Raw genomic sequence first — 21,402 nt, 5'->3', positions numbered from 1 at the left:
GATGCTCAAACCTCCTCAGCGGCGAAAATAGCTTGAGCGAGTTTACGCAGATGTTTAAGTTGTTTTGGGGTCGATTCTTCTAAGGCGGTGTCTTCGGCCTGGGACACGAGGATTGAGAGCCGTTTCTGTGCGGCACGTCCTTTCTTAGTTGCAGAAACAATTTGTCGGCGGCGATCTTTGGGATCACGGGAGCGTTTTGCCCAACCGTGTTTTTCAAGAACATCAATCAAACGCACCATATCGGAGGCATCCATTGTAAGAATGCTGCAAAGCGTTGATTGGCTGGAAGCATTTGATGATGTTAGGCAGGTAAGCACCCAATAACCTCGCAATGAGATGTTTTCGTGCGAGAGTACGGATTCGATACGATCGCGAGTGCGTCGCCGAAGTCGTTCTAATTGGAATGATGGTGATTCCAAAAGATCGGCAGGTATATCAAGTGCGGCTGAACCCATGATTCCATCGTAGCGGCGAATGTATCAGGGTTTGAAATGATGGAGGGCACCCATAAATTTTAATATTTATGCAGCTAATGAGGGGTAGCTGAAGAAAGAATAAATAAAAAAGTGGTGAACCATCAAGTAGTTCACCACCGAAAGGTTTGCTGTTGCTACTCGGTAGGTAGACCAGCGGTAATCCAAGCGCCGGTGCCGCCAGCAATATTGATAGGATCAAGCCCACGGGCGATCAGGTATTCGCATACTTGAGCGGAGCGTCCGCCAGCTTGGCAAATTACGTAAATATCGGATTCGGTATCAATTTCCGCGACTCGGCTTGGAAACTCCGACATTGGGATATTTGTAGCACCTACAGCGTGGCCAGCCGCGAACTCATCTGGTTCGCGTACATCAATAAGTTGAACTCCGGCGGGGACTTCCGTTACTGAAACACTGCGCATACTGAAACCTCCAAAAGTGTTTTAAATTAATGCTTATAGCGTTCTACGGCTTCAGTGTAGATGCGCTCTGCTTCTGCCTTATCGCCCCAACCAGAACCGGTGACTTCTTTATTGGGCTCAAGGTCCTTGTAGTGAACAAAGAAATGCTCGATTTCGTCTTTAAGGAAATCGGAAATGTCGCTGATGTTTTGGAAATGATCCCAGCGAGGATCATCGAGTACACACAAGAGTTTGTCGTCGCCGCCAGCTTCATCAGTCATTTTGAAGACGCCGACTGGACGTGCCTTGACGATCACACCAGGGAATACTGGTTCTGGGAGGATTACCAGAGCGTCTAGTGGATCACCGTCTTCACCGAGGGTGTGATCAATAAAACCATAGTCCAGTGGGTATGCCATTGGGGTGAACAAATACCGATCAAGGTAGACTTTTCCGGTCACATGGTCTACCTCGTATTTATTGCGGGAACCCTTGGGAATCTCTATGGTGACTTCGATGCTCATACGGCACACGTCCTTAAAAATCAGAAAGGTTTTGGTTTCCCGACTATCCTAGCGCTGTCTACCCTGGGTGGAAACGTTGGGATCGATTGGAAAGAGATGGCATGGCAAGTTCAAAGTGGTGGGCGGCGTCTGTCGTCGTGGCAATTGTAGGAGTGGGTTCGATCGCCGGATACGCGGGATTTAAAGCGGCCGAGCAAAAAGCAATTCAACATGATGCGCCAGCATCGTTGCCGGTGGTTCACCAGTTGGTGCATAAAGCCGATAATAAAGGTGAACAGGCACATAACCTTGAGAGCTTAATCCAAAACCCTGCATTAGGGTCCTTTGTCGGGCGTATTACTAATGCTTCAACTGGCGAAACTGTATGGAGCCAAGAAGACAATACGCCTGCTCGTCCTGCGTCAACTATGAAGGTACTTACCGCTGCGGCCGCATTGCTTAAGCTGCCGCACGATCATACGGTGGAGACGGCCGTCGTTAAGCAAAATGAGCAAACGGTGGTGATTCGTGGCGGCGGTGACGTCCAACTTACGGAAGAAAACCTAAATACTCTTGCGGAAGCTGCCGGTGACGTTGACCAAGTGCTTGTGGATACTAGCGCCTGGAAATGGGAACCAATGCATCCAGCGTGGCACCCAGAAGATATTCCCGCAGGTTTTATCGCACCCATGGAACCGGTGATGCTCGATCAAAGCCCTAGGAGTGCAACACCAGGGTTAGATGTTGCAAAAGCGATTGCTGATCGAGTTGGCGCAACGAGTTTTGGGTATACAACCTCATCTGAAGGCGAAGTGCTCAAAACCATTCAATCGAAACCATTATTTGATCGCCTGCATTTTATGATGCTTGAAAGTGACAATATCGTTGCCGAATCTATTGGCCGGGAGGTCGCTCTTGCTGTTGATTCGTCCGGGAAAGTTGATCCACCAACGGCAATTACCCAGGTACTTAAAGAACACGGCATTAATCTTGATGGTGTACGTATTGAAGATTCGTCCGGTCTGTCTGAAGGCAATCTGCTCACCGCAAAAGTGCTTGACAATATTTTGCTAAAAGCGGTTACCAGCGATCAATTACGTGATTTGCTCTACACATTGCCCATTGCAGGTGGTACAGGAACACTAAAAACTCGATTTAATGATACGGAAGGCGAGGGATGGGTCCGGGCAAAAACCGGCACCCTTACAGACACTTCATCACTCGCTGGAACAGTAACTTCACGCGACGGTGTGGTGTATACCTTTGCATTGATTTCCAATGAATCCGATGTGCTATCCGCCCGTGAAGCGCTTGATGCCCTGACCAGTGCATTGCGATGAGCACACCATTCTGGCCACGCAAAAGCCCGGCGTTTCTGCGGATTCGTCTAGCTGTACGACCATTTGCCTTAGGTAAGCCGGTAATCGGAGTTTCCGGAGGGCCTGATTCCTTAGCGTTAGTCGCCGCAGCATTAGCCGAGCGAGTTGAAGCACACGCTGTAATTATTGATCACGGATTACAACCAGGAAGCGAAACGATTGCCGCACAGGCTGCTCGCCAAGTGGAGCAATGCGGCGGTACCGCAAGCATTGTGCGTGTCGACGTCGCGACCCACCAAGGTGGACTTGAAGCAGCGGCGAGACACGCCCGCTATAAAGCGCTTTTTCACGCTGCGGACGGTGCCGAGATCTGGGTGGGGCACACCATGGATGATCAAGCTGAGACTTTACTGCTTGGTGCCCTACGGGGGCGTGTTACTGGTATGCAATCGCGGAACGGTCAATTAGTGCGCCCACTACTGGGAGTCCGCCGTTCGGATACTTTGGAAGCATGCCGCGAACTGGGGTTAGCTGCATGGCAGGATCCACACAACCAAGACACTCGCTTTCGTCGGGTGGCAATCCGGCAAGAAATTATCCCGCAGCTCAGTGAGCTTATTGGCGGAGATTGTGTTCCAGCATTAGCTCAAGCAGGCGAAGAGGCGGCGCTTACAAATTCGTATGTTAGTGAAGGAATTCGTGTTGGGGACACACTCGCGGTGGCGGAATTGCAAGTGCATCCGGCGCGGCGTCGACAATTGATCGTTGCTTGGTTGCAACACCATAATGCGCAGGTCACTGGCGCTACCATTCGTGCTATCGAGCGTCTGGTTACTGATTGGCATGGCCAAGGCGCGGTGTTAGTTGGTGCACAAAGCTTGGCTGTACGGCGAATAGGTGGCATTCTTTCAATGTCTGACCATTGACCTTTGAAGGGTGCCTTAAAACGCCATGCACGACACCAAAGACTTCAATATTCCTGAAACCCGCTACGGAGACGATATCGAAGCGGTGCTCATCAGCGAAGAAGCGCTAAAGCAACGAATTCAACAACTCGCAGATCGAGTATCTGAACAGTACCGCGACGAAGAAGACGATCTGATTCTTGTGTGTGTGCTGAAAGGAGCCGTCTTCTTTATTACCGACTTTGCGCGGGCTTTAAGCATCCCCAGCCAAATGGAATTTATGGCTGTTTCCTCATACGGGAACTCTGTCTCATCATCGGGGGTGGTACGGATTCTTATGGACCTTGATCGGGATATCGAGGGCAAAAACGTTCTTATCGTAGAAGACATTATCGATTCCGGCCTTACCTTGAGCTGGCTTATGAAAAACCTGCGCAACCGAAAGCCGAAGTCTTTAGAAGTGGTTACACTTCTGCGGAAACCAGAAGCCGTAAAAACCAAGGTTGATCTTTTTGATGTTGGTTTTGATATCCCCAATGAATTCGTTATCGGATACGGCCTCGATTATGCAGAACGCTACCGTGACCTCCCATTTGTAGGTACGTTACACCCCCGTGTCTACGTGGGTGAATAATAAACTTGCCCCAAAAGTTAGATTGGTTCCCTTTCTATACTTTTTGGGGTTTGTATGTCTTGTATGTCTTGGCTTGAATGCGCCTGCCGTAGCTGGTTTCCCTAGAGGTTCCCGGGGGTTCGGTCGGTTTCTGGCGTGTGGGCTGGTTTTCCAGTGGTCTGGCTGGTTTCCCGGGTGTTTGATAGGCCCACCCTATCAAACTAGTGATGTTTTTATCCCTACTGTCGCAGATTCCATAAAATCGCCTGAAAAAATGGAATTTGCGACAGCAAGCAACATTGCACACAATCGTTGACCTGGGGTTTGTCGCAGATTCCATAAAAACAGCGAAAAAAATGGAATTCGTGACAGGTTCCCTACCTATCGTGTCGCAGATTCCATAAAAACAGCCGAAAAAATGGAATCTGTGACAACACGCCCAACCAGCGCCCAAAAAAGTCTGGCCAGCGCCCAACCAGACCAAGCACCTCCCGGCCAGAGCCCGCCCAACCCCAACCAAATCCCAGGTCACCGAACGTGCACAACCCAACTACCAGACGAAAGACCAGCCCCAAGCTCAACCCAAAACCACACCTGCGCTAAGCCCCCACGGTGAGGCTTAGTAAGTAGGAGGTAGTTCATTCCCCAAGGCGCTTGGATTAACGCAAGCGCCTATTGCCGCGAGGGCGCATCAATACCCCAGGTACTGGCGGAGCCGGAATGCGTTCCCCTTCACCGGTATAACCTTCAACATTGCCAAAGCGAATTGCTCGAGTTTCTGGATCCTCCCAATCAGCCCGTTGTTGAGCTACTTCGGCGTGATCCGTGCCAATGAAATTCCAAAACATTACAACGTCTTCATTGAACGGTTCGCCGCCAAGGATTATTACGCGGGTATCCTTGCCTAGATTCGTAATGTGCAAGTTTTCTATCCCTGGATCCACATACCAAAGATCGCCAGGTTCCAAGCGATCGCCATTAACTTCAAGCGGTTCGGTGTCAGCTAAAACGGCATATTCAAGAGTCTTATCAACGGGGAGTTGAACACTCCGAGTACTTGGGAGTCGAACCTCTGCGCCGAGAGCGCGTTTCGGGGCGTCGATAGGCGAAGGGGTAAAACCGGGAAGTGACCCCATAAATAGCAGTACGGTGGCCACGCCAATTTTCTCAGGTTTTGGAGCATAGTGCTGCAAGCGGCGATCAAGGCTTCGTTGATCCTTCGGGTAAGCCAACCAAAGTTGAACGCCATGAAGCCACTCGGATTTAGAAACCTCAGTGTGCGCAATGCCGTGGCCAGCAGTCATCATATTCAATTCGCCTGGCAGTACCTGTGTATGGTTACCTGCGGTGTCATCATGGCGAATTTCACCAGTAAATAGCCAAGAGACAGTGGCTAATCCCGTATGTGGGTGTGGAGCCACATCCATTGTGGTTTTTTCTGGGCCGTATTGGTCACAAAAAATCCACGGCCCCACAGTGGTGCGTTCCCGGTGAGGAAGGGTGCGGCGCACTTCCATGGCGCGAATGCCGCCAAGTGGTACTGGGCGAGCTGCAAGAATTGGCATTATGGTTCCTTTACGTTATTCCTTGCAATAAACAACACTGCGATGAACGTCGAAATTCCCAATGCGGTACCTACGCGAAAAGCTATCGACGTCCCGTTCGCTGTTGTGTCAGCAAGAGTCATTGTAGCAATAAATATCGCTGTGCCTGAAGCGCCGCCTAGTTGCTGTAGTGTGCTCAAAATAGCAGATCCATGCCCATATAAATTTTGCGGTAATGCCGAGAGTGTATTGGTCATTAGTGGTGTCATAATAAACGCCATGCTTAACGCTAAAATAATATGTAAAATCAAAACCATATAAAGAGGCGAATTTGAATCCAAAGTAGAGAAACCGAATTGCGTAAGAAATACGCCTGCCGCCCCAGGTAAAGCTAGCTTTCGTGCGCCATGTCGATCATAAAGTCGGCCGACAAAGGGGCTGGCAAAGCCTTGTAATAGGCCACCTGGCAGGACTAGAAGTCCGGACAATAATGCGGAAGCGCCAAGTGATTGTTGAATGAAAAACGGTAAAATAACGGCAGTGCCGAGAATAATTCCCATGCTGCATGCAATGGCAAATACCGAGACGCGAAACACGCTTATGCGGAATGGTTGCAAATTTAATAAAGCACGGTTTTTTCTGCCCAAACTAATTTGCCGTTGAATAAACCAAACTAAAAATAGGGCACCTATAGTAAGTGAAATAAGAGGCGCGCTATTGCCACTATGGATAAAATCTGTAATTTGCGAAAGTCCAAACACTAATCCGCCGAAACCAAGTGCGGAAAGAGGTATGGAAAATATGTCAAGGTATGTGTTTTCTTGTTCAGAAATATTTTGGATGAACTTTAAACCAGCAATGAGGCAAATGGAGATAATGGGCAAAATGATCCAAAATAGTGCATGCCAAGTATATGTGCTGAGTACTACTCCAGAAACGGTAGGACCGAGTGCGGGTGCAACTGAAATGACTACACCGATTAAACCCATAGTTGCGCCACGGCGCTCTGGCGGGACGATGGTCATAGCGACAGTCATGAGAAGAGGAACGATAATTGCGGTTCCTACGGCCTGCAGTACTCGGGCGAATAGCAGCACTGGAAAAGTTGGTGATATTGCGGCAAGCGCGGTGCCAACCGTAAAAAGTATTAGAGCGCCCGTAAAGACGGCACGTGTGGAAAACCGCTGCAGTAAATATCCAGTCATGGGGATAACGACGGCCATGACAAGCAGAAATCCGGTGGTGAGCCACTGAACGGTGGTTGCATCAACCTGAAAATCCTGCGAAATAATAGGAAGGGCGACAGAAAGCACCGTTTCATTGAGGATCATTACGCTCGTAGAAAGAACGAGGATCCATAATAAAAGCTTCTGTTTGAGTTCGTACACGATTGCGCTTTCTGGAAGTAATGAGAGTCCAAACTGGGCCCGTATGGTAAAGCGAATACTGAGTCTAGTGTTTGCACACGTATCAACGCATATTGAATATATTTCTCGCAGAGCAGATAAGGTGTGCGCTGCATTGTTGTACGGTGCACTAGGGAACGAAGTAGGCTTGGAACGCGTTACGTAAAGTAAAAGATGCGTGAATTAAGTAGAAAGGCCGACGAGCGGCAGCCCCATGGATAACAAGAAATTGCTGAAGTACGGCGGTATTGCTGCCGTGGTCCTTATGACCCTGTTCGCAATTACTGTGCTTACAGATGATTCACGGAGCTTCCAACGTGTGGATACCTCTGTTGCAATAAAGCAACTGGAATTGAAAAACGTGGAAGAAGCGAAAATTGAAGACCGCGAGCAGCGCCTTCGCTTAAAGCTTAAAAAAGAAATCTCCGTAGATGAGCGGGATGGAATAAAAGAGATAATCGCGGACTATCCGGCCCGAACCGCACCATTAATTTTTGACAAAGTTGCGGCTGCGGACGCCAAAAAGTACACCACGTCGGTGACGCGAGAAGGCTTCTTCTACACGCTGATTACTACGATGTTGCCGATCCTTATTATTTTCGGCCTTATGATGTGGGTGTTCAGTCGTATCCAGGGTGGCGGTATGAGCATGTTTGGGTTTGGCGGCTCCCGAGCCAAAGAACTCACCAAAGATATGCCCACAAATACGTTTGCAGATGTAGCTGGCGCGGATGAAGCCGTTGACGAACTGCATGAAATTAAAGACTTTTTACAAGACCCCGCTCGCTATGAAGCCCTTGGTGCCAAAATCCCACGTGGCGTACTACTGTATGGTCCGCCTGGTACCGGTAAAACGTTGCTTGCACGCGCCGTAGCCGGTGAAGCGGGAGTACCGTTCTACTCGATTTCTGGTTCGGACTTTGTGGAAATGTTTGTTGGTGTTGGTGCCTCCCGTGTCCGCGATTTGTTTAAGCAGGCCAAGGAAAATAGCCCCTGCATCATTTTCGTCGATGAGATTGATGCGGTTGGCCGCCAGCGTGGTTCTGGTATGGGTGGAGGCCATGATGAGCGTGAGCAAACACTCAACCAATTACTTGTTGAAATGGATGGTTTTGGTGATCGCCAAGGCGTGATTCTTATTGCAGCTACGAACCGCCCGGATATTCTGGATCAAGCATTATTACGTCCCGGACGTTTTGACCGCCAAATCCCGGTAACAAACCCAGATCTTAAAGGCCGTGAGCAGATTCTTGAGGTGCATGCTAAAGGTAAGCCATTTGCAAAAGATGCGGACCTAAAATCTTTGGCTAAGCGTACTGCAGGCATGTCTGGCGCTGACCTTGCAAACGTGCTGAATGAGGCAGCTCTGTTAACTGCACGCATTGGTGGAACAGTCATTACCGCTGATGCGTTGGAGGAAGCAACTGACCGCGTGATTGGTGGCCCTCGCCGCAGCAGCAAGATTATTTCCGAAAAGGAAAAGAAGGTTACTGCTTACCACGAAGGTGGGCATACTCTTGCCGCGTGGGCAATGAAGGATATTGAGCGGGTATATAAGGTCACTATTTTGGCTCGTGGACGTACAGGCGGCTTTGCCATGACTGCCGATGAAGATGACAAAGGTATGTATAACCGCGCTGAGCTTTTTGCCCGCATTGTGTTCGCTATGGGTGGCCGTTCGGCTGAGGAGCTTGTATTTGGTGAACCAACCACTGGTGCGTCAAATGATATTGAGCAGGCGACAAAGATCGCTCGTGCAATGATTACGGAATATGGAATGTCGCCTGCGATTGGCACGGTGAAATATGGTGAAGAGCAGGGTAGCCCGTTTGGACATATGCCAGGCATGGGTGAGCGTATTGAGTATTCGCAACAGGTGGCAAGCACTATTGATGAGCAAGTCCGGTATGTAGTAAACCTAGCGCATCAAGAGGCTTATGATATTCTGCGCGAACACCGTGACGTATTAGACAAACTCGCAGAAAAACTGTTGGAAAAAGAAACGTTACGACGCCCCGACCTTGAGGCTCTATTCGAAGGTATTACGCCGCGCGAACGTATTGAAGTGTTCCCTGGTGAAAGTGGCTGGTTCCCAGGACAAACAGACCGTGAACCAGTGAAAACACCAACTGAGCTCGCAATTGAACGTGGTGAGGAACCACCAAAGCGGTTTAGCATTCTAGAAGCTTCGAAGGCAGCTCGGGAAAAGCGGCAAGCCGAATTGGCTCAGCAACGAGGACAACAACAAACCCCGATGCCCTTACCAGTTCCAGCACAGGGACAGCAGGGGGAATCCCCAAGCTCTGCTCAAACTGGGCCCTTCCCAGCACAACGCACCTATGGTGGTACACAACCTCCAGCTGACTGGGTTGTCCCCGGTTGGCCGCCAGCCACGGGGGCGCAACCTCCCGCGCCGCAGCAACAGAGTGAAGGCCGCCATCCTGGTTCGATGGGTTCCTACCAACCGGCACCTGTGCAACAGCCGGAGGAGGAAATCGGATTCCGGCTTCCAGAGCACGAACGCTCCGAGCAACCCGAGGAGGAATCGAAAGATTCTGCGGATCAGAAGGACAAATGGTAATGGCTGAACCTGTTTTTGATCAGGATCGTGCCGAGGCAGCTGTTCGAGAATTGCTTCTAGCGGTTGGGGAAAACCCTGACCGTGAAGGACTCCGGGAAACTCCAGCACGTGTTGCTCGCGCATACGCCGAGATTTTTGCCGGCTTGCATACTGATCCAACGGAAGTACTTAATAAGACTTTTTCTGAGGATCACCAAGAGCTTGTCTTAGTTCGGGATATTCCGATCTACTCCACATGCGAGCATCATTTGGTGCCGTTTTATGGAAAAGCCCACATTGGATATATTCCGGGTGAATCTGGACAGGTCACCGGGCTATCAAAGCTGGCACGGCTGGTAGACCTTTTTGCTAAACGCCCTCAAGTTCAAGAACGTTTAACCTCGCAAGTTGCAGATGCGTTAGTGGAAAAACTCGGTGCCCAGGCGGTTATTGTGGTGATCGAGTGTGAGCATTTGTGTATGGCAATGAGAGGGATTCGAAAGCCTGGCACATTAACAACTACTTCGGCGGTTCGGGGTGGTTTTAAAAAGAATGCTGCTTCTCGAGCAGAGGTCCTTAGTCTTATCCGGGGGTGCTAGGTTTATGCGCTGCCAAGTTATGGGAATTTTGAATATTACTTCAGATTCTTTTTCGGATGGTGGCAAGTGGTTGGATCTCGACGCCGCGGCGGCGCACGCAAAAGAGATGGTTGCGCAGGGTGCTGATCTTATTGATGTGGGCGGCGAATCAACCCGGCCTGGTGCGGTGAGGGTGGACCCTAATATCGAATTGCGCCGTGTTGTCCCTGTGATTCAAACGCTACATCAAGAAGGCATTGTGACCAGTGTAGACACAATGCGGGCATCCGTCGCGGAAGCAGCAGTAGTAGCAGGTGCAAGCATTATTAATGATGTTTCTGGCGGGCTGGCCGATCCAAATATGTTGCGTGTGATGGCAGAAACTCAAGCTACCGCGTGCCTTATGCACTGGGAAACCAAGCAATTCGGCGATGCATCCGGAAGTGCACACCAGACAAGCAATGTTGTCGTCGATGTGATTGAAGGCCTGAAGCGCCTTATTGAGCGAGCGAGTAAGGAGGGCGTCGAAAAGCTAATAGTGGACCCTGGTTTAGGGTTCGCAAAAACCCCCGAAGATAATTGGGCATTGCTCCGTGCGCTGCCTGAAATCGCACAACTCGGCTACCCAGTATTGGTTGGTGCATCCCGTAAGCGTTTTCTAGAGGGGTCAGACGCTGCAACTGCAGCAGTGAGCGCATTAGCCGCGCAAGCAGGTGCCTGGGGTGTGCGTGTACATGAAATACCCGCGAATCGTGCAGCGGTTGATATTGCTTGGAAATGGAAAGGCGAATATGGCTGACCGGATTACGCTTACAGGTCTGGAAACCTATGGCTACCACGGGGTATTTGAAGAAGAAAAGAAAACGGGACAGAAATTCCTTATCGATATCACCTGTTGGGTGCGATTTCCACTCGAAGATGACCTTACGCAAACTATCAATTATGCCGAACTCGCTGAAATCGCGGTGCGGATTGTTACTGGTCCTTCGCGAGATTTAATTGAAACTGTAGCAGCTGAAATCGCTGACACAATTAAAGCGAATTATCGAATTCATGCGGTTGAGGTGACGGTGCACAAGCCCCAAGCACCCATTCCTCATACATTTGCTGATGTTGCGGTTACCGCAAGGAGAAGCTAATGCATGTAGTGCTTTCAGTTGGTTCGAATATAGGGGATAGAACTGCACATTTGCGTAGTGCTGTGAATGGGTTTTCGGAAGAAATTGTTGGTGTTTCACCGCTGTATCAAACACCACCATGGGGTGGTGTTGACCAAGATGACTTTTATAATGCGGTACTACTTTTGGAAACTCAACGTTCACCAGAGGAAATCTTGCGACATGGTCAATCATTAGAACGGGAAGCCGCACGGAGCCGGGTTCAACATTGGGGCCCACGCACCCTTGACGTAGATATTGTGACGTGTGTGCGTAATGGACATGAAGTACGTTCGCGTACTCCTGAGCTATTATTGCCGCATCCATATGCCCATCAACGGGCATTCGTATTGATCCCGTGGGTTGCATTAGTGCCAAATGCCACGCTTGGGGGTCGTGCAATTTCGGAATTAGTGGCAGAGTTAGATACCCAAGACATCTCATTGGTGGCAAAGGAGTGGGTATGACACAGACACGCGTGTCGCATCTTTTTGTCGCTGGATTTTTTACGGCAGCAATTGCTGGAATCTTAAGCTGGAGATTTTATGATGAACTCTTTGCAATTCCTGTCACGGTGTCTTTAACGTTATGGCTTATGACCCTGTTATGTGTGGTCTTAGCCTTAAAAATTAAGGGTCATATTGAAGGGGGCACAATTGGCTTTGACAGTACTCAATTGGACCCTTTACGTGCAGCAATGTGGTTTGCGATTGGTCGAGCTTCAGCTTGGACTGGGGCGCTTGTTGGGGGCGCTTATTTAGGCCTAGCAAGTTATGTGGTTCCGAATGCGGGAGAGTTAGTAGCAGCCAGTGAAGACCTTGCGGGTGTCTTAGCTAGCCTTTTGGGTGGTATCAGTTTATCTGCAGCCGGCGTATATTTAGAACGCGCCTGTACTCTTCCACCTCCCACAGATGCTGAATCCATTGGCTAAAGTTGGTAGCCATGAGCACCAGAGACGTACCAGGGACCAAGCCGAAGCGGGGAATCGACCTCGGCCAAATACTCATGGGCGTAATGGTGGCCTTAGCCCTACTCGCAGGAGTGATTGGGCTATTTTCGGGTAGCAGTCTTGCCCTGAAGTTGGCCATGCTTATTGCGTTATGGGCTTGTGTCGTGGCAGCTTTCCTTGTTGCGAATAAACGCAAACAATATGATGAAGAGCTATTAAAAAAGCAGCGGAGTCTTGATGCTGACAGGCTGAGAGCTCAGCAAGATTATCAACGCCAGCTCAATGAGCAGCGTGAAGAAACCCTTGAAAGCATCCGTGGGCAACTTGATGCGATGCGAAACCAACTTGAAGAATTATCCGGTGTTATGTTGGCCTATGAGCCTGCTGCACTAAAGGCAGAGGCCCGTAGAATTCCTGCTATTGAATTGGATAGTTCTAAAGGTGGGGCAAGTTTTTCCAAGGAAACTGAGGCACTCATTCCGGTTGTGCCTGAGCCTGTGGAAGTAGATGTTGAGGATTCGTTTATTAGCGAACCTTTGGCGAAAAAGCCGGATTATGTGGCGAAACCTTTTGCAAAACCAACTGCTGGTCCCAGCGCCGCCACAGGTGCTACTGCGGCACCGCGGTTTAATTCTGGTGCGTTTTCCTCCACTCGTTGGGACGCTGGCGGCATTGAAAAAAACCCACCTGTTTCAGAATCGCGCCACACAACAGATAACCCATTCCGTGCGGAACCTACACCACAGCCTTCGCGTTCGCAGCAGTCACCGCAGCGTGCGGGCACTCGTCCGCAACAGCAGCAGCCGCAACGATCGCAACGGGTAGCGGCGAATCAACAATCCGGTAGTACTCGCTCACGGGCGACTAGGCCGCAAGCGCCTACGCCGTCAGAGCCTCGGGAACAGCTTGGTTCAAGCTTTAACCCCAATGCAAGTCCAAACTTTGCAGCGGATCCTGCTAACAGTCCACAGAAAAATGACTTCGCCGCGGCAAATACCTCCGCAGGCTTTGGTACTGGGCAGTTTAAAGCTCAACCTCAGGCTGGTGCTGGGCACCAAGATGACCAGTTCGGTGGACGTTCTCAAGCGGCTACACCCGAGCCCCAAGGTGATGATTCATTATTGCGGTCACGATTCCGATCCTCGACCTGGCAAGAGCCGGAAAAAGCGGCTGCACGTCCGGCGCCCGCCACTCCAAAACCACAGCCGAAACCGAAACCAAAGCCACAACCAAAACCTGAACCATTGCGGCCGGCTGCGCATCGTCCTGCGGCAGAATCACCGAAGCGTCCGGCCCCGGAGCCAGTTTCTCAGCCGGTGTCGCATGCTGCGGAACCCCGTGGACGCGGGGGACGGCGGCGTCGAGACGAGCATCAACAAGGCGTATCTGTTGCGGATTTGCTGAAAAATTTGAAGCAGTGAGTTGCTTATGAAGCCTCCTCGCATGCGCATTAGTGTTCTCGGTGGTGACGCTGCGTTTGAGCATGAGCTTGGTGTGGTCGGGCACCAAGTTGTGCGTTCATTTCGGGATATAGATATGTTTTTGATCGCGGAAACTACCCCGAAAAACGTTGTGAAAGCTGCGGAAACACTTCCCAATGTGCGAGGGAAAGTTATAGCGCATATGTGCCCGACACTGCCGCCCCTAACGTTGCCTGGGGCGGTGAGTTTGGTATTGGCGCGGATTCATCCAGCCCTTGATGCATTGTTTGTTATAGGTCAAGATGAGGTGGCAGAGGTGGTGGGGGAGTTATTGTGTAGGGAAGTGGGCTATGAGCTTGTAGACGCTGAATATCGTAAGCAAATAGCGGAAATCTACAATACGTTAATCCATGTGGAAGACTTGCCATAAGTAATTGTCATTAGCCTTGGTAAGGAGCTTCCCAGCATGGTTTTTATGCCGAAAAGCGCTACGTCATTTCAGTCCATCGCTGATCTTCAGCAAGTTGTACGTGCCTATAAAAAGCTTGGCAAACCTGTAGTGATGATTCCAGTTTGGTCTGGTTTGCATGCCGGTGATGTGCAACGTATGCGGTTAGCCCGGCGTATTCCAGGGGCTCTCACCGTGGCGACGCTTATCGACGCCCCTCCAGCGGATAGGGTGCTATTGGCTACGGAAAAGATTGATTGCGTTCTGGAGCTTACAGAAGAAGAGCTCTTTCCAAATGGTAGGCGAACTACTATCGCTGCCGGTGGGGTCACTCCTTCTTTAGGTATGCAACTAGGTTCGTTATTGGCCCTATTAAATATTGTCCAGCCAAATGACCTTTTTATTAGTGAGAAAGACTATGAATTTCTTATTAGTGCGCAGCATATGATTACTGACTTCCATATGGGCATTCGCGTACTCGGTGTACCGGTTGTGCGCGAACCAGATGGTTTGGCGTGTGATTTAAAAAATCAGGATCTTACGGCTGAAGGAAGGGAAAGTGCGCTAGCGATATCAGCTGCTCTTGTAGCTGGTGCACATGCTGCTGAAGGTGGGGCTGTGGCGGTGCTTGATGCTGCGCATTCCGTATTGCGTGAGGTGCCGTTGCTTAAGGTTGAATCAATTCAGCTTTGCAGTGCCCATTTAGGTGATGCACCTGAAGTTGGAGAGGCGCGACTCTTTATTAAAGCAACCATTGATGGAATCACACTTTCAGACAATGCGGCCGTTCCTTTAGGTGTGGGATTCCGCGGGCAAGATATACACGTTGCTGAATAGATAGTGTTGGAATCATGCACGGTATATCTGGGGGTGTTTTTTGCTACCCCCGTTAAGGTGAAAAATGATCGCACAGCGCTCGTTACAGGGCTTTTGTATAACCTGAAGTTAGCCTGAGAATAAAAGGTGTAACAAAAATACATGTTTTAGGTAAGGTGGTTCTCGTGCATGTGACGCGCTTTTCTGACCTCGGCTTACGTCTTGTTATGCGGCTTGGAGTTGCAACTCTCGAAGAGCGGCTTACGGTGAGTAAGCTTGCCTCGGATATCGGCGCGTCCGAAGCACATGTAGCGAAAGTTGTTGCGAAACTAGTGGACTTACAGATTGCGCGAAGTGTTCGAGGGCGTCTCGGTGGAATCTATATCCGCGAAGATGCGTACCCAATAAGGCTCGGAGAGCTGTTTCGCCAGCTTGAGGGCGATGAAGAGGTCATTAACTGTGATCACCCAGACCCGTGTCCGCTTGTGCGTTATGACTGTTTGCTGCGAAACAAGCTTGCCGAAGCAAAAGAAGCTTTTTATGGCTCACTCGATCAAATTACCCTTGGTGAGCTGCTTTCGGATGCTCGGGAGCGTTATCCAATAGGCATCCTTCTCAAGGAGTAATACTTACCCATGTACGTAACCCACCAGCCCAATACTAAATTGCGTACACTTTCCGATGAACACGCTGAGGTGGTTCGCGCCACCCTCCCAGCAATCGGCGCTCATATCAATGAGATCACACCGCTGTTCTATCAGAAAATGTTCGCAGCGCACCCCGAACTCATTTCCGATACCTTTAATCGTGGAAACCAAAAACAGGGTGACCAACAAAAAGCTCTCGCGGCGTCGATAGCCGTTTTTGCGTCGATGTTGGTCGACCCAGAAGCACCGGATCCAGTGGAGATGTTGTCCCGAATTGGGCATAAACATGTATCACTTGGCATTGTCGAAGACCAGTACCCAATTGTGCATAAGCACCTATTTGAAGCCATTGTTGAGGTGCTTGGCGACGCCGTGACCCCCGAGGTTGCCGCGGCATGGGACGCGGTGTACTGGATTATGGCTGACGTGCTCATTCAATATGAAAAAGACTTGTACGAATCCGACAATGTTGCACACGGTGATGTATTTCGCAAGGCTACAGTTGCAGCGCGTGAAGACCTAAATAACAGGGTCACGCTTTACACGCTACGCGGTGAAGACCTGATCGCAGGACTACCTGGCCAATACACCTCCATTGGTGTCACTCTTGATGATGGCGCCCGCCAATTGCGTCAATATTCTCTAGTAAAAGCCGATCAGGGAGAGTGGCAAATCGCAGTAGCACGCGATGGGGAAGTTTCATCATTTCTTCGTGATCGTGTAAATATTGGCGACGAAATTGAAGCAACACTCCCAGCGGGTGAACTTGTTCTTGCTGATGGAGACGCGCCTGTGGTGTTGATTTCGCAAGGCATCGGTTCTACACCAATGGTTGGTATGCTTTCGGCCATAAACCCGAGCCGGAAGGTCGTTGTGCTACACGCAGACGAATCCGAAACTGATCACGCACAACGTGCACAAACCGAAGCTCTATTGGAAAAACTCCCAAATGCACAATACGAAACCTTTTATCGCTCCAATGGGCAGCGTCTTGAAGTAGCTGGGAAAATACCGGAAGGCGCCGAAGTGTATCTGTGCGGAGGAACGTCTTTCCTTCAAAACGTTCGTGATCAACTCCAGGCAGAAAAACCTGTGAGGATTCACTATGAACTATTCTCACCAAACGACTGGTTAATCGGTTAATCCCCGATCTTTTTCCGAGGTCGCCCTCGTTGAGGTAGGTTTCCTGCGTTTTTAGGGAGTCGCCCAGCCCGGCGAAGGCTATCACGCAGAAGGATCTCAATTTGCGCATTCACGCTATTGAGATCCTCAGAAGCCCACCGAGCTATCGCATCATAGATCGCAGGATCGATGCGAAGCGGAACGCTTTTTCTAGCCATAAATTGATCCAGCATTAACAACAGGTTGGGTACTAGAATCCGAGCACAGAACCACGAGCAGATTAGATACCATTGCTGCGCGACGCTCAGGATCTAATTCTACGATGTCACGGTGTTCAAGTTGCTCCAAGGCGGTCTCGACCATTGACACCGCACCTTCAACGATTGTTTCGCGGGCATCAACAATAGCTGAAGCTTGTTGACGTTGTAGCATTGCTTGCGCAATTTCAGGAGCATAGGACAATGCGGAAATTCGGGCTTCAATAATCTCAAGACCGGCTAAGGCCGCACGTGCCGCTACCTCATTGGCTAGCTCAGTGGAAACTAAATCAGTAGAGCCAGAAAGTGAAGGTACAGTCGAAGCATCCGCAGAATCATATGGGTGAGTCGTAGCCACATGGCGCAAGGCGGATTCGGCTTGCGAGTGAATGAACTGATCCATATTTTCTACAGCGAATACGGCTTTAGCGGTATCCGCTACCTGCCACACAATAATCGCACCGATCTTGATCGGATTGCCATTTAAATCATTGACTTTAATTTCGTGTGTTTCAAAGTTGCGAACGCGAACACTGACCCTTCTTGTGGTACAAAACGGCGGTATTAGCGAAAGTCCGGTATGGCGAGAGGTTCCCACATAGCGGCCAAAGAATTGAACGACCAGTGTGTGGCCTGGGCTAATTACGCGAATCATCGAGAGCAAAATAGTTCCGATAAAAGATGCAATGACCAAAACTATAACGGTAACTACTGATGGTTGGCCCTTGGTTGCGATCTCGGAGAGGATCTTAATAAGCGGCAAACCGGTCAGAACGAGAGCGAACAAGAGGGCGATAGCAACCGCACCTGCTCCGGCTGAAAAAGCTTTTGTTTCCGTCATGTTGACCGCTGCGCCTTTATGGCCTACGGGGTCCGCCGAGTTTTGCTGAAGAATCTGGGTCGCCAATGTAAGAACCTTTCTGTCCGAAGATTTAATGTGATATCAGATTATCAAAAAGTGATATCACTTTTCAAGGTTCGCTGCATAAGGCTGCTATGGGCTACCCTTAAAAACCGTGACTGACGTAAAAAACTCTTCCGCAACCAATGAGATTCCAGAGCAGCTGAGGATTCGTAGAGAAAAACGTGCTCGCCTGCTGGAACATGGTGAAGCGTATCCCGTCGAAGTGCCCCGAACACATGGACTAGCAGAGCTGCGAAAGCTTTATGTAGTCATCGCGGAAGAGGCGGACGTCGAAAAGCAAGAAGGTGTTACCTACCTTGGCGTTGGCGACGAAACCCAAGACGTGGTCTCCGTAGCCGCACGCGTAATTTTTGTGCGCAATACCGGAAAACTCTGCTTTGCAACTCTGCAAGATGGTGATGGCACCAAAATCCAAGTGATGCTTTCACTCGCAGAAGTTGGCGAACAGCGACTGGTGGACTGGAAAGCTGACGTTGACCTTGGTGACTTTGTTTCAGTAACGGGCAGGGTTATTTCATCACGCCGTGGTGAACTCTCAGTGCTGGCAAAAGAATGGACAATGGCGGCCAAAGCATTACGTCCACTTCCAGTAGCGCACAAAGAACTCAGCGAAGACACACGTATCCGGCAACGCTATACCGACCTCATCATGCGTGAACAAGCACGCACGAATGCAATGACCCGAATTAAGGTTATGCGGGCCCTACGAAATCACTTAGAGTCGCGCGGTTTTGTTGAAGTGGAAACACCAATGCTACAAACCCTTCACGGTGGTGCCGCAGCGAGACCATTTCAAACGCACTCCAATGCGCTAGATATTGATCTCTATCTTCGTATTGCTCCCGAGCTCTATCTAAAACGCTGTGTAGTTGGCGGAATCGATCGGGTATTTGAAGTGAATAGGAATTTCCGCAATGAAGGCGTGGATTCCTCCCACAGCCCTGAATTCGCAATGCTGGAAACCTACCAAGCTTGGGGCACCTATGATGATTGCGCGGAGACAATTCAAAAACTTATTCAAGCCGTGGCAATCGACGTATTCGGTTCAACAACCGTCACCCTTGCGGATGGCACCGAATATGACCTTGGCGGTGAATGGGAAACAATGGAAATGTACCCTTCACTCAATGAAGCTCTTCAACGGAAATTCCCAGGATCACCTGAAGTTACAGTTGAAAGTAGTGTTGAAGAACTCCTTGCACTAGCTAAAAAAATAGGTGTAGAACCCGGTAAAGGTTGGGGCCACGGCAAACTCGTAGAAGAAATCTGGGAAGAACTCTGTAGCGACCAACTCTATGGTCCAGTATTTGTACGTAACTTCCCAGTGGAAACCTCACCTCTTACAAGAGCACACCGCACCGAACCAGGTGTAACTGAAAAATGGGACCTTTATGTGCGGGGATTTGAACTAGCAACCGGGTATTCCGAACTCATTGACCCAGTAATTCAGCGTGAACGTTTTGAAGATCAAGCTCGTTTGGCAGCTGGCGGCGATGAAGAAGCTATGGTGCTGGACGAAGATTTCCTCGCCGCAATGGAACAAGGTATGCCGCCAACGGCCGGATCAGGCATGGGGATTGATCGTCTACTAATGGCATTAACCGGCTTGGGAATACGGGAAACTGTGCTGTTCCCGATGGTAAAACCAGAAGCAAAACAATAAATCTCGTAATGGTTAATTAATGGCGCAAAGCGGGGTTACATCCCCGCGGCCACCCGCCATAGGCGTAGTGAGAAAAGCACAAGGCCACCAACCACGCTGCTCCACAATTCCACGAACTTCACGCCATTGCTCCGGAGAAAGCGATGGCGTTCGGGAAAGCACGAAACCAGCATTACGATTTGGGCTACCGACAATGGAAAGAGAGTAATCCTCGGCAAGATGGGTTACGCGGTAATTGTCTGGCTTATTTTGTGGCTGGAAAGGAATCCCGTTGAAATCTACGCGCAATGTGGCTTGGCTGCGCACAGTAGCTTGGCCATCGATCCGTGAGGGTTCCAGGGGAGTTCCACATGAATTCACAACACTAATGGTGGTGTCATCCACTTTTTCATACTGGGCCTTAGTGTCATGAGTGCACATTAATGTATATGGCTGGGGGATAGCAGCCACTTGGTACCATGTACCAGCGTACTTATCCAGATCTACTGTGCGACCGAATTCTGGAAGTTCTGGTCCTGTGGAAGAAAGTGGCTGTACTAGGTCGGAAGAACCTCCGGCGAAACGACCCCCATTGAAAATATCTTCGGCTTGGGCCGGGGTGGCAAATAAAATGCCCAGGCATACTACTGAGAAAATGCTAGAAACAAAACGCATAAGAAAATCCTTTGTACGAGGAGTTCGCTTTGATGGCAAGGCTTCTAATGCAGACGTGGCACGTCAAGGACTCGATAGAACACTTGTTGTAGGCATTGTAACGAATATCCCAGTAGTTAGTGAGGCTCTTAAGGGACTAGGTAAAGTCCAGCTCCAGGAAGAATTTCTGCTTCTACTGGAGTAAGGCCAAAACGTTCTCCATCCGCAAAGCTGGGAATGTTTCCTTCCATCTCGATTCGAATTTTCTTGGCACGTAGGGAAATTACTTCCGGGTCCTCATGTTTTTCGCCTTTAAAATACGTTGCTAGTTTTCCGATCGCCTGCAGCTTTGACATTCCCCGAATAATAGTGACGTCGAAAAGCCCATCTGTTGGGTCGGCATTAGGGCAGATAAATGAGCCCCCACCGTAAGTATTTGTATTGCCAACGGCGATTAATGTTGTATCGAGCTCCATAGGTTCTTTTTGATCGTCTACAAATATGCGTGTCGGAATACTATGGAACGTTGCAATTTCAATAAACGAAGCAACAGTATAGCGTGCTGCTCCTGTGGGCCATTTCAATGCGTTTGTGCGCTCATTAACTAAAGAGTCAAAGCCTTGGCAAGCGATTGTGCCAAAATACATAGAACGGGTTTGATCATTTACTGATCTGAGTTGGCCAATATCGGTCTGCTTTGTTGTGCCTTGTGCAACGATTTCTGCGGCTTTGACTGGGTCAGATGGAATGCCGAAGCTACGCGCAAAGTCGTTACCAGTGCCCGCCGGGATAATACCCAGCGGGACACCACTATGAACCTGCTTCTGTAAAGCAAGGTTGAGGATACCGTCACCACCACAGGCAACGAGAGCATCAATATCTTCTTGGAGTACCTGCTCGGCCTTTTCCATCGACTCATCCCAGGAAGAGCCGCTAATGCTGAGGACTTCAACCCCAAGTTCGGCAAATCTTTTGCGAGCTGCTTCAGAGGCGGCAACTGCAGTACCGCGGCCAGCTGTCGGATTTGTCAGTAGGGCGATTTTCTTCAGCATGGCGACG

Annotated in this window: 25 protein-coding genes; 16 read left to right on the top strand and 9 right to left on the bottom strand. The window is 49.9% G+C overall.

Annotation, left to right across the window (positions count from 1 at the left end):
• Positions 1-5 precede the first annotated feature (5 nt).
• From CFREI_RS11845 to CFREI_RS11835, 3 genes are all read right to left on the bottom strand, one after another.
• Positions 6-455: a MarR family winged helix-turn-helix transcriptional regulator gene (locus CFREI_RS11845; RefSeq protein ID WP_027013020.1), complete on the bottom strand. Its 450-nt coding sequence runs from the start codon at positions 453-455 to the stop codon at positions 6-8.
• Between the two features lie 155 nt (positions 456-610).
• Complete coding sequence (locus CFREI_RS11840) at positions 611-898, bottom strand: rhodanese-like domain-containing protein (protein WP_027013021.1); 288 nt, start codon at positions 896-898, stop codon at positions 611-613.
• A 26-nt stretch (positions 899-924) separates the two neighbouring features.
• Entirely contained in the window at positions 925-1,401 is a 477-nt protein-coding gene (locus CFREI_RS11835) for an inorganic diphosphatase (RefSeq protein WP_027013022.1), read from the bottom strand.
• Positions 1,402-1,502: 101 nt separating this feature from the next.
• Here CFREI_RS11835 and dacB point away from each other — a divergent pair, with 101 nt between their 5' ends.
• Genes dacB through hpt form a run of 3 tightly spaced genes read left to right on the top strand, consistent with a single transcriptional unit; the run spans position 1,503 to position 4,238 of the window.
• Complete coding sequence (dacB, locus tag CFREI_RS11830; RefSeq protein WP_027013023.1) at positions 1,503-2,720, top strand: D-alanyl-D-alanine carboxypeptidase/D-alanyl-D-alanine endopeptidase; 1,218 nt, start codon at positions 1,503-1,505, stop codon at positions 2,718-2,720.
• Entirely contained in the window at positions 2,717-3,625 is a 909-nt protein-coding gene (tilS, locus tag CFREI_RS11825) for a tRNA lysidine(34) synthetase TilS (protein WP_051256005.1), read from the top strand. Before dacB ends, tilS begins: the two co-directional genes overlap by 4 nt.
• Before the next feature lie 25 nt (positions 3,626-3,650).
• The gene (gene hpt, locus CFREI_RS11820; protein ID WP_027013025.1) at positions 3,651-4,238 is read left to right on the top strand and encodes a hypoxanthine phosphoribosyltransferase; all 588 of its coding nucleotides are present in this window, start codon (positions 3,651-3,653) and stop codon (positions 4,236-4,238) included.
• Between the two features lie 638 nt (positions 4,239-4,876).
• Here hpt and CFREI_RS11815 read toward each other — a convergent pair.
• Positions 4,877-5,782: a pirin family protein gene (locus CFREI_RS11815; protein ID WP_051256006.1), complete on the bottom strand. Its 906-nt coding sequence runs from the start codon at positions 5,780-5,782 to the stop codon at positions 4,877-4,879.
• Positions 5,782-7,149 (bottom strand): DHA2 family efflux MFS transporter permease subunit, encoded by a 1,368-nt coding sequence (locus tag CFREI_RS11810; protein ID WP_240483216.1) that lies wholly within the window; start codon positions 7,147-7,149, stop codon positions 5,782-5,784. Before CFREI_RS11810 ends, CFREI_RS11815 begins: the two co-directional genes overlap by 1 nt.
• A gap of 43 nt (positions 7,150-7,192) precedes the next feature.
• On the opposite strand from CFREI_RS11810, the gene CFREI_RS11805 reads away from it, so the two are divergent.
• From CFREI_RS11805 to CFREI_RS11750, 12 genes are all read left to right on the top strand, one after another.
• Complete coding sequence (locus CFREI_RS11805) at positions 7,193-7,333, top strand: hypothetical protein (protein ID WP_156907778.1); 141 nt, start codon at positions 7,193-7,195, stop codon at positions 7,331-7,333.
• A gap of 48 nt (positions 7,334-7,381) precedes the next feature.
• Complete coding sequence (gene ftsH / locus CFREI_RS11800) at positions 7,382-9,748, top strand: ATP-dependent zinc metalloprotease FtsH (protein ID WP_051256008.1); 2,367 nt, start codon at positions 7,382-7,384, stop codon at positions 9,746-9,748.
• Positions 9,748-10,326, top strand: coding sequence for a GTP cyclohydrolase I FolE (gene folE / locus CFREI_RS11795; protein ID WP_027013026.1), 579 nt, complete (start codon positions 9,748-9,750; stop codon positions 10,324-10,326). Before ftsH ends, folE begins: the two co-directional genes overlap by 1 nt.
• A gap of 19 nt (positions 10,327-10,345) precedes the next feature.
• Positions 10,346-11,104: a dihydropteroate synthase gene (gene folP, locus CFREI_RS11790; protein WP_240483217.1), complete on the top strand. Its 759-nt coding sequence runs from the start codon at positions 10,346-10,348 to the stop codon at positions 11,102-11,104.
• On the top strand, positions 11,097-11,444 hold the full coding sequence (gene folB / locus CFREI_RS11785; protein ID WP_027013028.1) for a dihydroneopterin aldolase: 348 nt from the start codon (positions 11,097-11,099) through the stop codon (positions 11,442-11,444). The genes folP and folB overlap by 8 nt, the downstream gene beginning before the upstream one ends.
• Entirely contained in the window at positions 11,444-11,929 is a 486-nt protein-coding gene (folK, locus tag CFREI_RS11780) for a 2-amino-4-hydroxy-6-hydroxymethyldihydropteridine diphosphokinase (RefSeq protein WP_027013029.1), read from the top strand. Before folB ends, folK begins: the two co-directional genes overlap by 1 nt.
• Entirely contained in the window at positions 11,926-12,393 is a 468-nt protein-coding gene (locus CFREI_RS11775; protein WP_027013030.1) for a DUF3180 domain-containing protein, read from the top strand. Before folK ends, CFREI_RS11775 begins: the two co-directional genes overlap by 4 nt.
• Before the next feature lie 11 nt (positions 12,394-12,404).
• Positions 12,405-13,832 carry a DUF6779 domain-containing protein gene (locus CFREI_RS11770; protein ID WP_156907779.1) on the top strand — a complete coding sequence of 476 codons (1,428 nt, stop codon included), beginning with the start codon at positions 12,405-12,407 and terminating at the stop codon, positions 13,830-13,832.
• Between the two features lie 7 nt (positions 13,833-13,839).
• Positions 13,840-14,262, top strand: a complete 423-nt coding sequence (locus CFREI_RS11765) for a hypothetical protein (protein WP_027013031.1) — start codon at positions 13,840-13,842, stop codon at positions 14,260-14,262.
• 36 nt (positions 14,263-14,298) lie between these two features.
• Positions 14,299-15,117, top strand: coding sequence for a pantoate--beta-alanine ligase (locus CFREI_RS11760; RefSeq protein WP_027013032.1), 819 nt, complete (start codon positions 14,299-14,301; stop codon positions 15,115-15,117).
• A 170-nt stretch (positions 15,118-15,287) separates the two neighbouring features.
• The gene (locus CFREI_RS11755) at positions 15,288-15,722 is read left to right on the top strand and encodes an RrF2 family transcriptional regulator (protein ID WP_156907780.1); all 435 of its coding nucleotides are present in this window, start codon (positions 15,288-15,290) and stop codon (positions 15,720-15,722) included.
• A gap of 9 nt (positions 15,723-15,731) precedes the next feature.
• Complete coding sequence (locus tag CFREI_RS11750; protein WP_027013034.1) at positions 15,732-16,886, top strand: globin domain-containing protein; 1,155 nt, start codon at positions 15,732-15,734, stop codon at positions 16,884-16,886.
• Here CFREI_RS11750 and CFREI_RS11745 read toward each other — a convergent pair.
• Both CFREI_RS11745 and CFREI_RS11740 read right to left on the bottom strand, forming a co-directional pair.
• Complete coding sequence (locus CFREI_RS11745) at positions 16,883-17,083, bottom strand: type II toxin-antitoxin system antitoxin (RefSeq protein WP_027013035.1); 201 nt, start codon at positions 17,081-17,083, stop codon at positions 16,883-16,885. The two genes, CFREI_RS11750 and CFREI_RS11745, sit on opposite strands and share 4 nt — an antisense overlap.
• Positions 17,076-17,963, bottom strand: coding sequence for an SPFH domain-containing protein (locus CFREI_RS11740; protein WP_084170783.1), 888 nt, complete (start codon positions 17,961-17,963; stop codon positions 17,076-17,078). The genes CFREI_RS11745 and CFREI_RS11740 overlap by 8 nt, the downstream gene beginning before the upstream one ends.
• 175 nt (positions 17,964-18,138) lie before the next feature.
• Here CFREI_RS11740 and lysS point away from each other — a divergent pair, with 175 nt between their 5' ends.
• A complete protein-coding gene (lysS, locus tag CFREI_RS11735; protein ID WP_027013037.1) occupies positions 18,139-19,710 on the top strand; it encodes a lysine--tRNA ligase in 1,572 nt (523 codons plus the stop codon).
• A gap of 12 nt (positions 19,711-19,722) precedes the next feature.
• Here the strand turns inward: lysS and CFREI_RS11730 are convergent, their stop codons facing one another.
• Complete coding sequence (locus CFREI_RS11730; protein WP_027013038.1) at positions 19,723-20,364, bottom strand: lipocalin family protein; 642 nt, start codon at positions 20,362-20,364, stop codon at positions 19,723-19,725.
• 128 nt (positions 20,365-20,492) lie between these two features.
• A complete protein-coding gene (locus CFREI_RS11725) occupies positions 20,493-21,395 on the bottom strand; it encodes a YegS/Rv2252/BmrU family lipid kinase (RefSeq protein ID WP_027013039.1) in 903 nt (300 codons plus the stop codon).
• Between the last annotated feature and the right edge of the window lie 7 nt (positions 21,396-21,402).

The organism is Corynebacterium freiburgense (genome assembly GCF_030408815.1).
Classification (GTDB): domain Bacteria; phylum Actinomycetota; class Actinomycetes; order Mycobacteriales; family Mycobacteriaceae; genus Corynebacterium; species Corynebacterium freiburgense.
This window is presented reverse-complemented; position numbering and strand designations above follow the sequence as displayed.

Bases quoted from the DNA above. Each gene is read 5' to 3' on its own strand.
- CFREI_RS11845 (WP_027013020.1), bottom strand. From the start codon at position 455: ATGGGTTCAGCCGCACTTGATATACCTGCCGATCTTTTGGAATCACCA.
- CFREI_RS11840 (WP_027013021.1), bottom strand. From the start codon at position 898: ATGCGCAGTGTTTCAGTAACGGAAGTCCCCGCCGGAGTTCAACTTATT.
- CFREI_RS11835 (WP_027013022.1), bottom strand. From the start codon at position 1,401: ATGAGCATCGAAGTCACCATAGAGATTCCCAAGGGTTCCCGCAATAAA.
- dacB (WP_027013023.1), top strand. From the start codon at position 1,503: ATGGCAAGTTCAAAGTGGTGGGCGGCGTCTGTCGTCGTGGCAATTGTA.
- tilS (WP_051256005.1), top strand. From the start codon at position 2,717: ATGAGCACACCATTCTGGCCACGCAAAAGCCCGGCGTTTCTGCGGATT.
- hpt (WP_027013025.1), top strand. From the start codon at position 3,651: ATGCACGACACCAAAGACTTCAATATTCCTGAAACCCGCTACGGAGAC.
- CFREI_RS11815 (WP_051256006.1), bottom strand. From the start codon at position 5,782: ATGCCAATTCTTGCAGCTCGCCCAGTACCACTTGGCGGCATTCGCGCC.
- CFREI_RS11805 (WP_156907778.1), top strand. From the start codon at position 7,193: ATGGTAAAGCGAATACTGAGTCTAGTGTTTGCACACGTATCAACGCAT.
- ftsH (WP_051256008.1), top strand. From the start codon at position 7,382: ATGGATAACAAGAAATTGCTGAAGTACGGCGGTATTGCTGCCGTGGTC.
- folE (WP_027013026.1), top strand. From the start codon at position 9,748: ATGGCTGAACCTGTTTTTGATCAGGATCGTGCCGAGGCAGCTGTTCGA.
- folP (WP_240483217.1), top strand. From the start codon at position 10,346: ATGGGAATTTTGAATATTACTTCAGATTCTTTTTCGGATGGTGGCAAG.
- folB (WP_027013028.1), top strand. From the start codon at position 11,097: ATGGCTGACCGGATTACGCTTACAGGTCTGGAAACCTATGGCTACCAC.
- folK (WP_027013029.1), top strand. From the start codon at position 11,444: ATGCATGTAGTGCTTTCAGTTGGTTCGAATATAGGGGATAGAACTGCA.
- CFREI_RS11775 (WP_027013030.1), top strand. From the start codon at position 11,926: ATGACACAGACACGCGTGTCGCATCTTTTTGTCGCTGGATTTTTTACG.
- CFREI_RS11770 (WP_156907779.1), top strand. From the start codon at position 12,405: ATGAGCACCAGAGACGTACCAGGGACCAAGCCGAAGCGGGGAATCGAC.
- CFREI_RS11765 (WP_027013031.1), top strand. From the start codon at position 13,840: ATGAAGCCTCCTCGCATGCGCATTAGTGTTCTCGGTGGTGACGCTGCG.
- CFREI_RS11760 (WP_027013032.1), top strand. From the start codon at position 14,299: ATGGTTTTTATGCCGAAAAGCGCTACGTCATTTCAGTCCATCGCTGAT.
- CFREI_RS11750 (WP_027013034.1), top strand. From the start codon at position 15,732: ATGTACGTAACCCACCAGCCCAATACTAAATTGCGTACACTTTCCGAT.
- CFREI_RS11745 (WP_027013035.1), bottom strand. From the start codon at position 17,083: ATGGCTAGAAAAAGCGTTCCGCTTCGCATCGATCCTGCGATCTATGAT.
- CFREI_RS11740 (WP_084170783.1), bottom strand. From the start codon at position 17,963: ATGACGGAAACAAAAGCTTTTTCAGCCGGAGCAGGTGCGGTTGCTATC.
- CFREI_RS11730 (WP_027013038.1), bottom strand. From the start codon at position 20,364: ATGCGTTTTGTTTCTAGCATTTTCTCAGTAGTATGCCTGGGCATTTTA.
- CFREI_RS11725 (WP_027013039.1), bottom strand. From the start codon at position 21,395: ATGCTGAAGAAAATCGCCCTACTGACAAATCCGACAGCTGGCCGCGGT.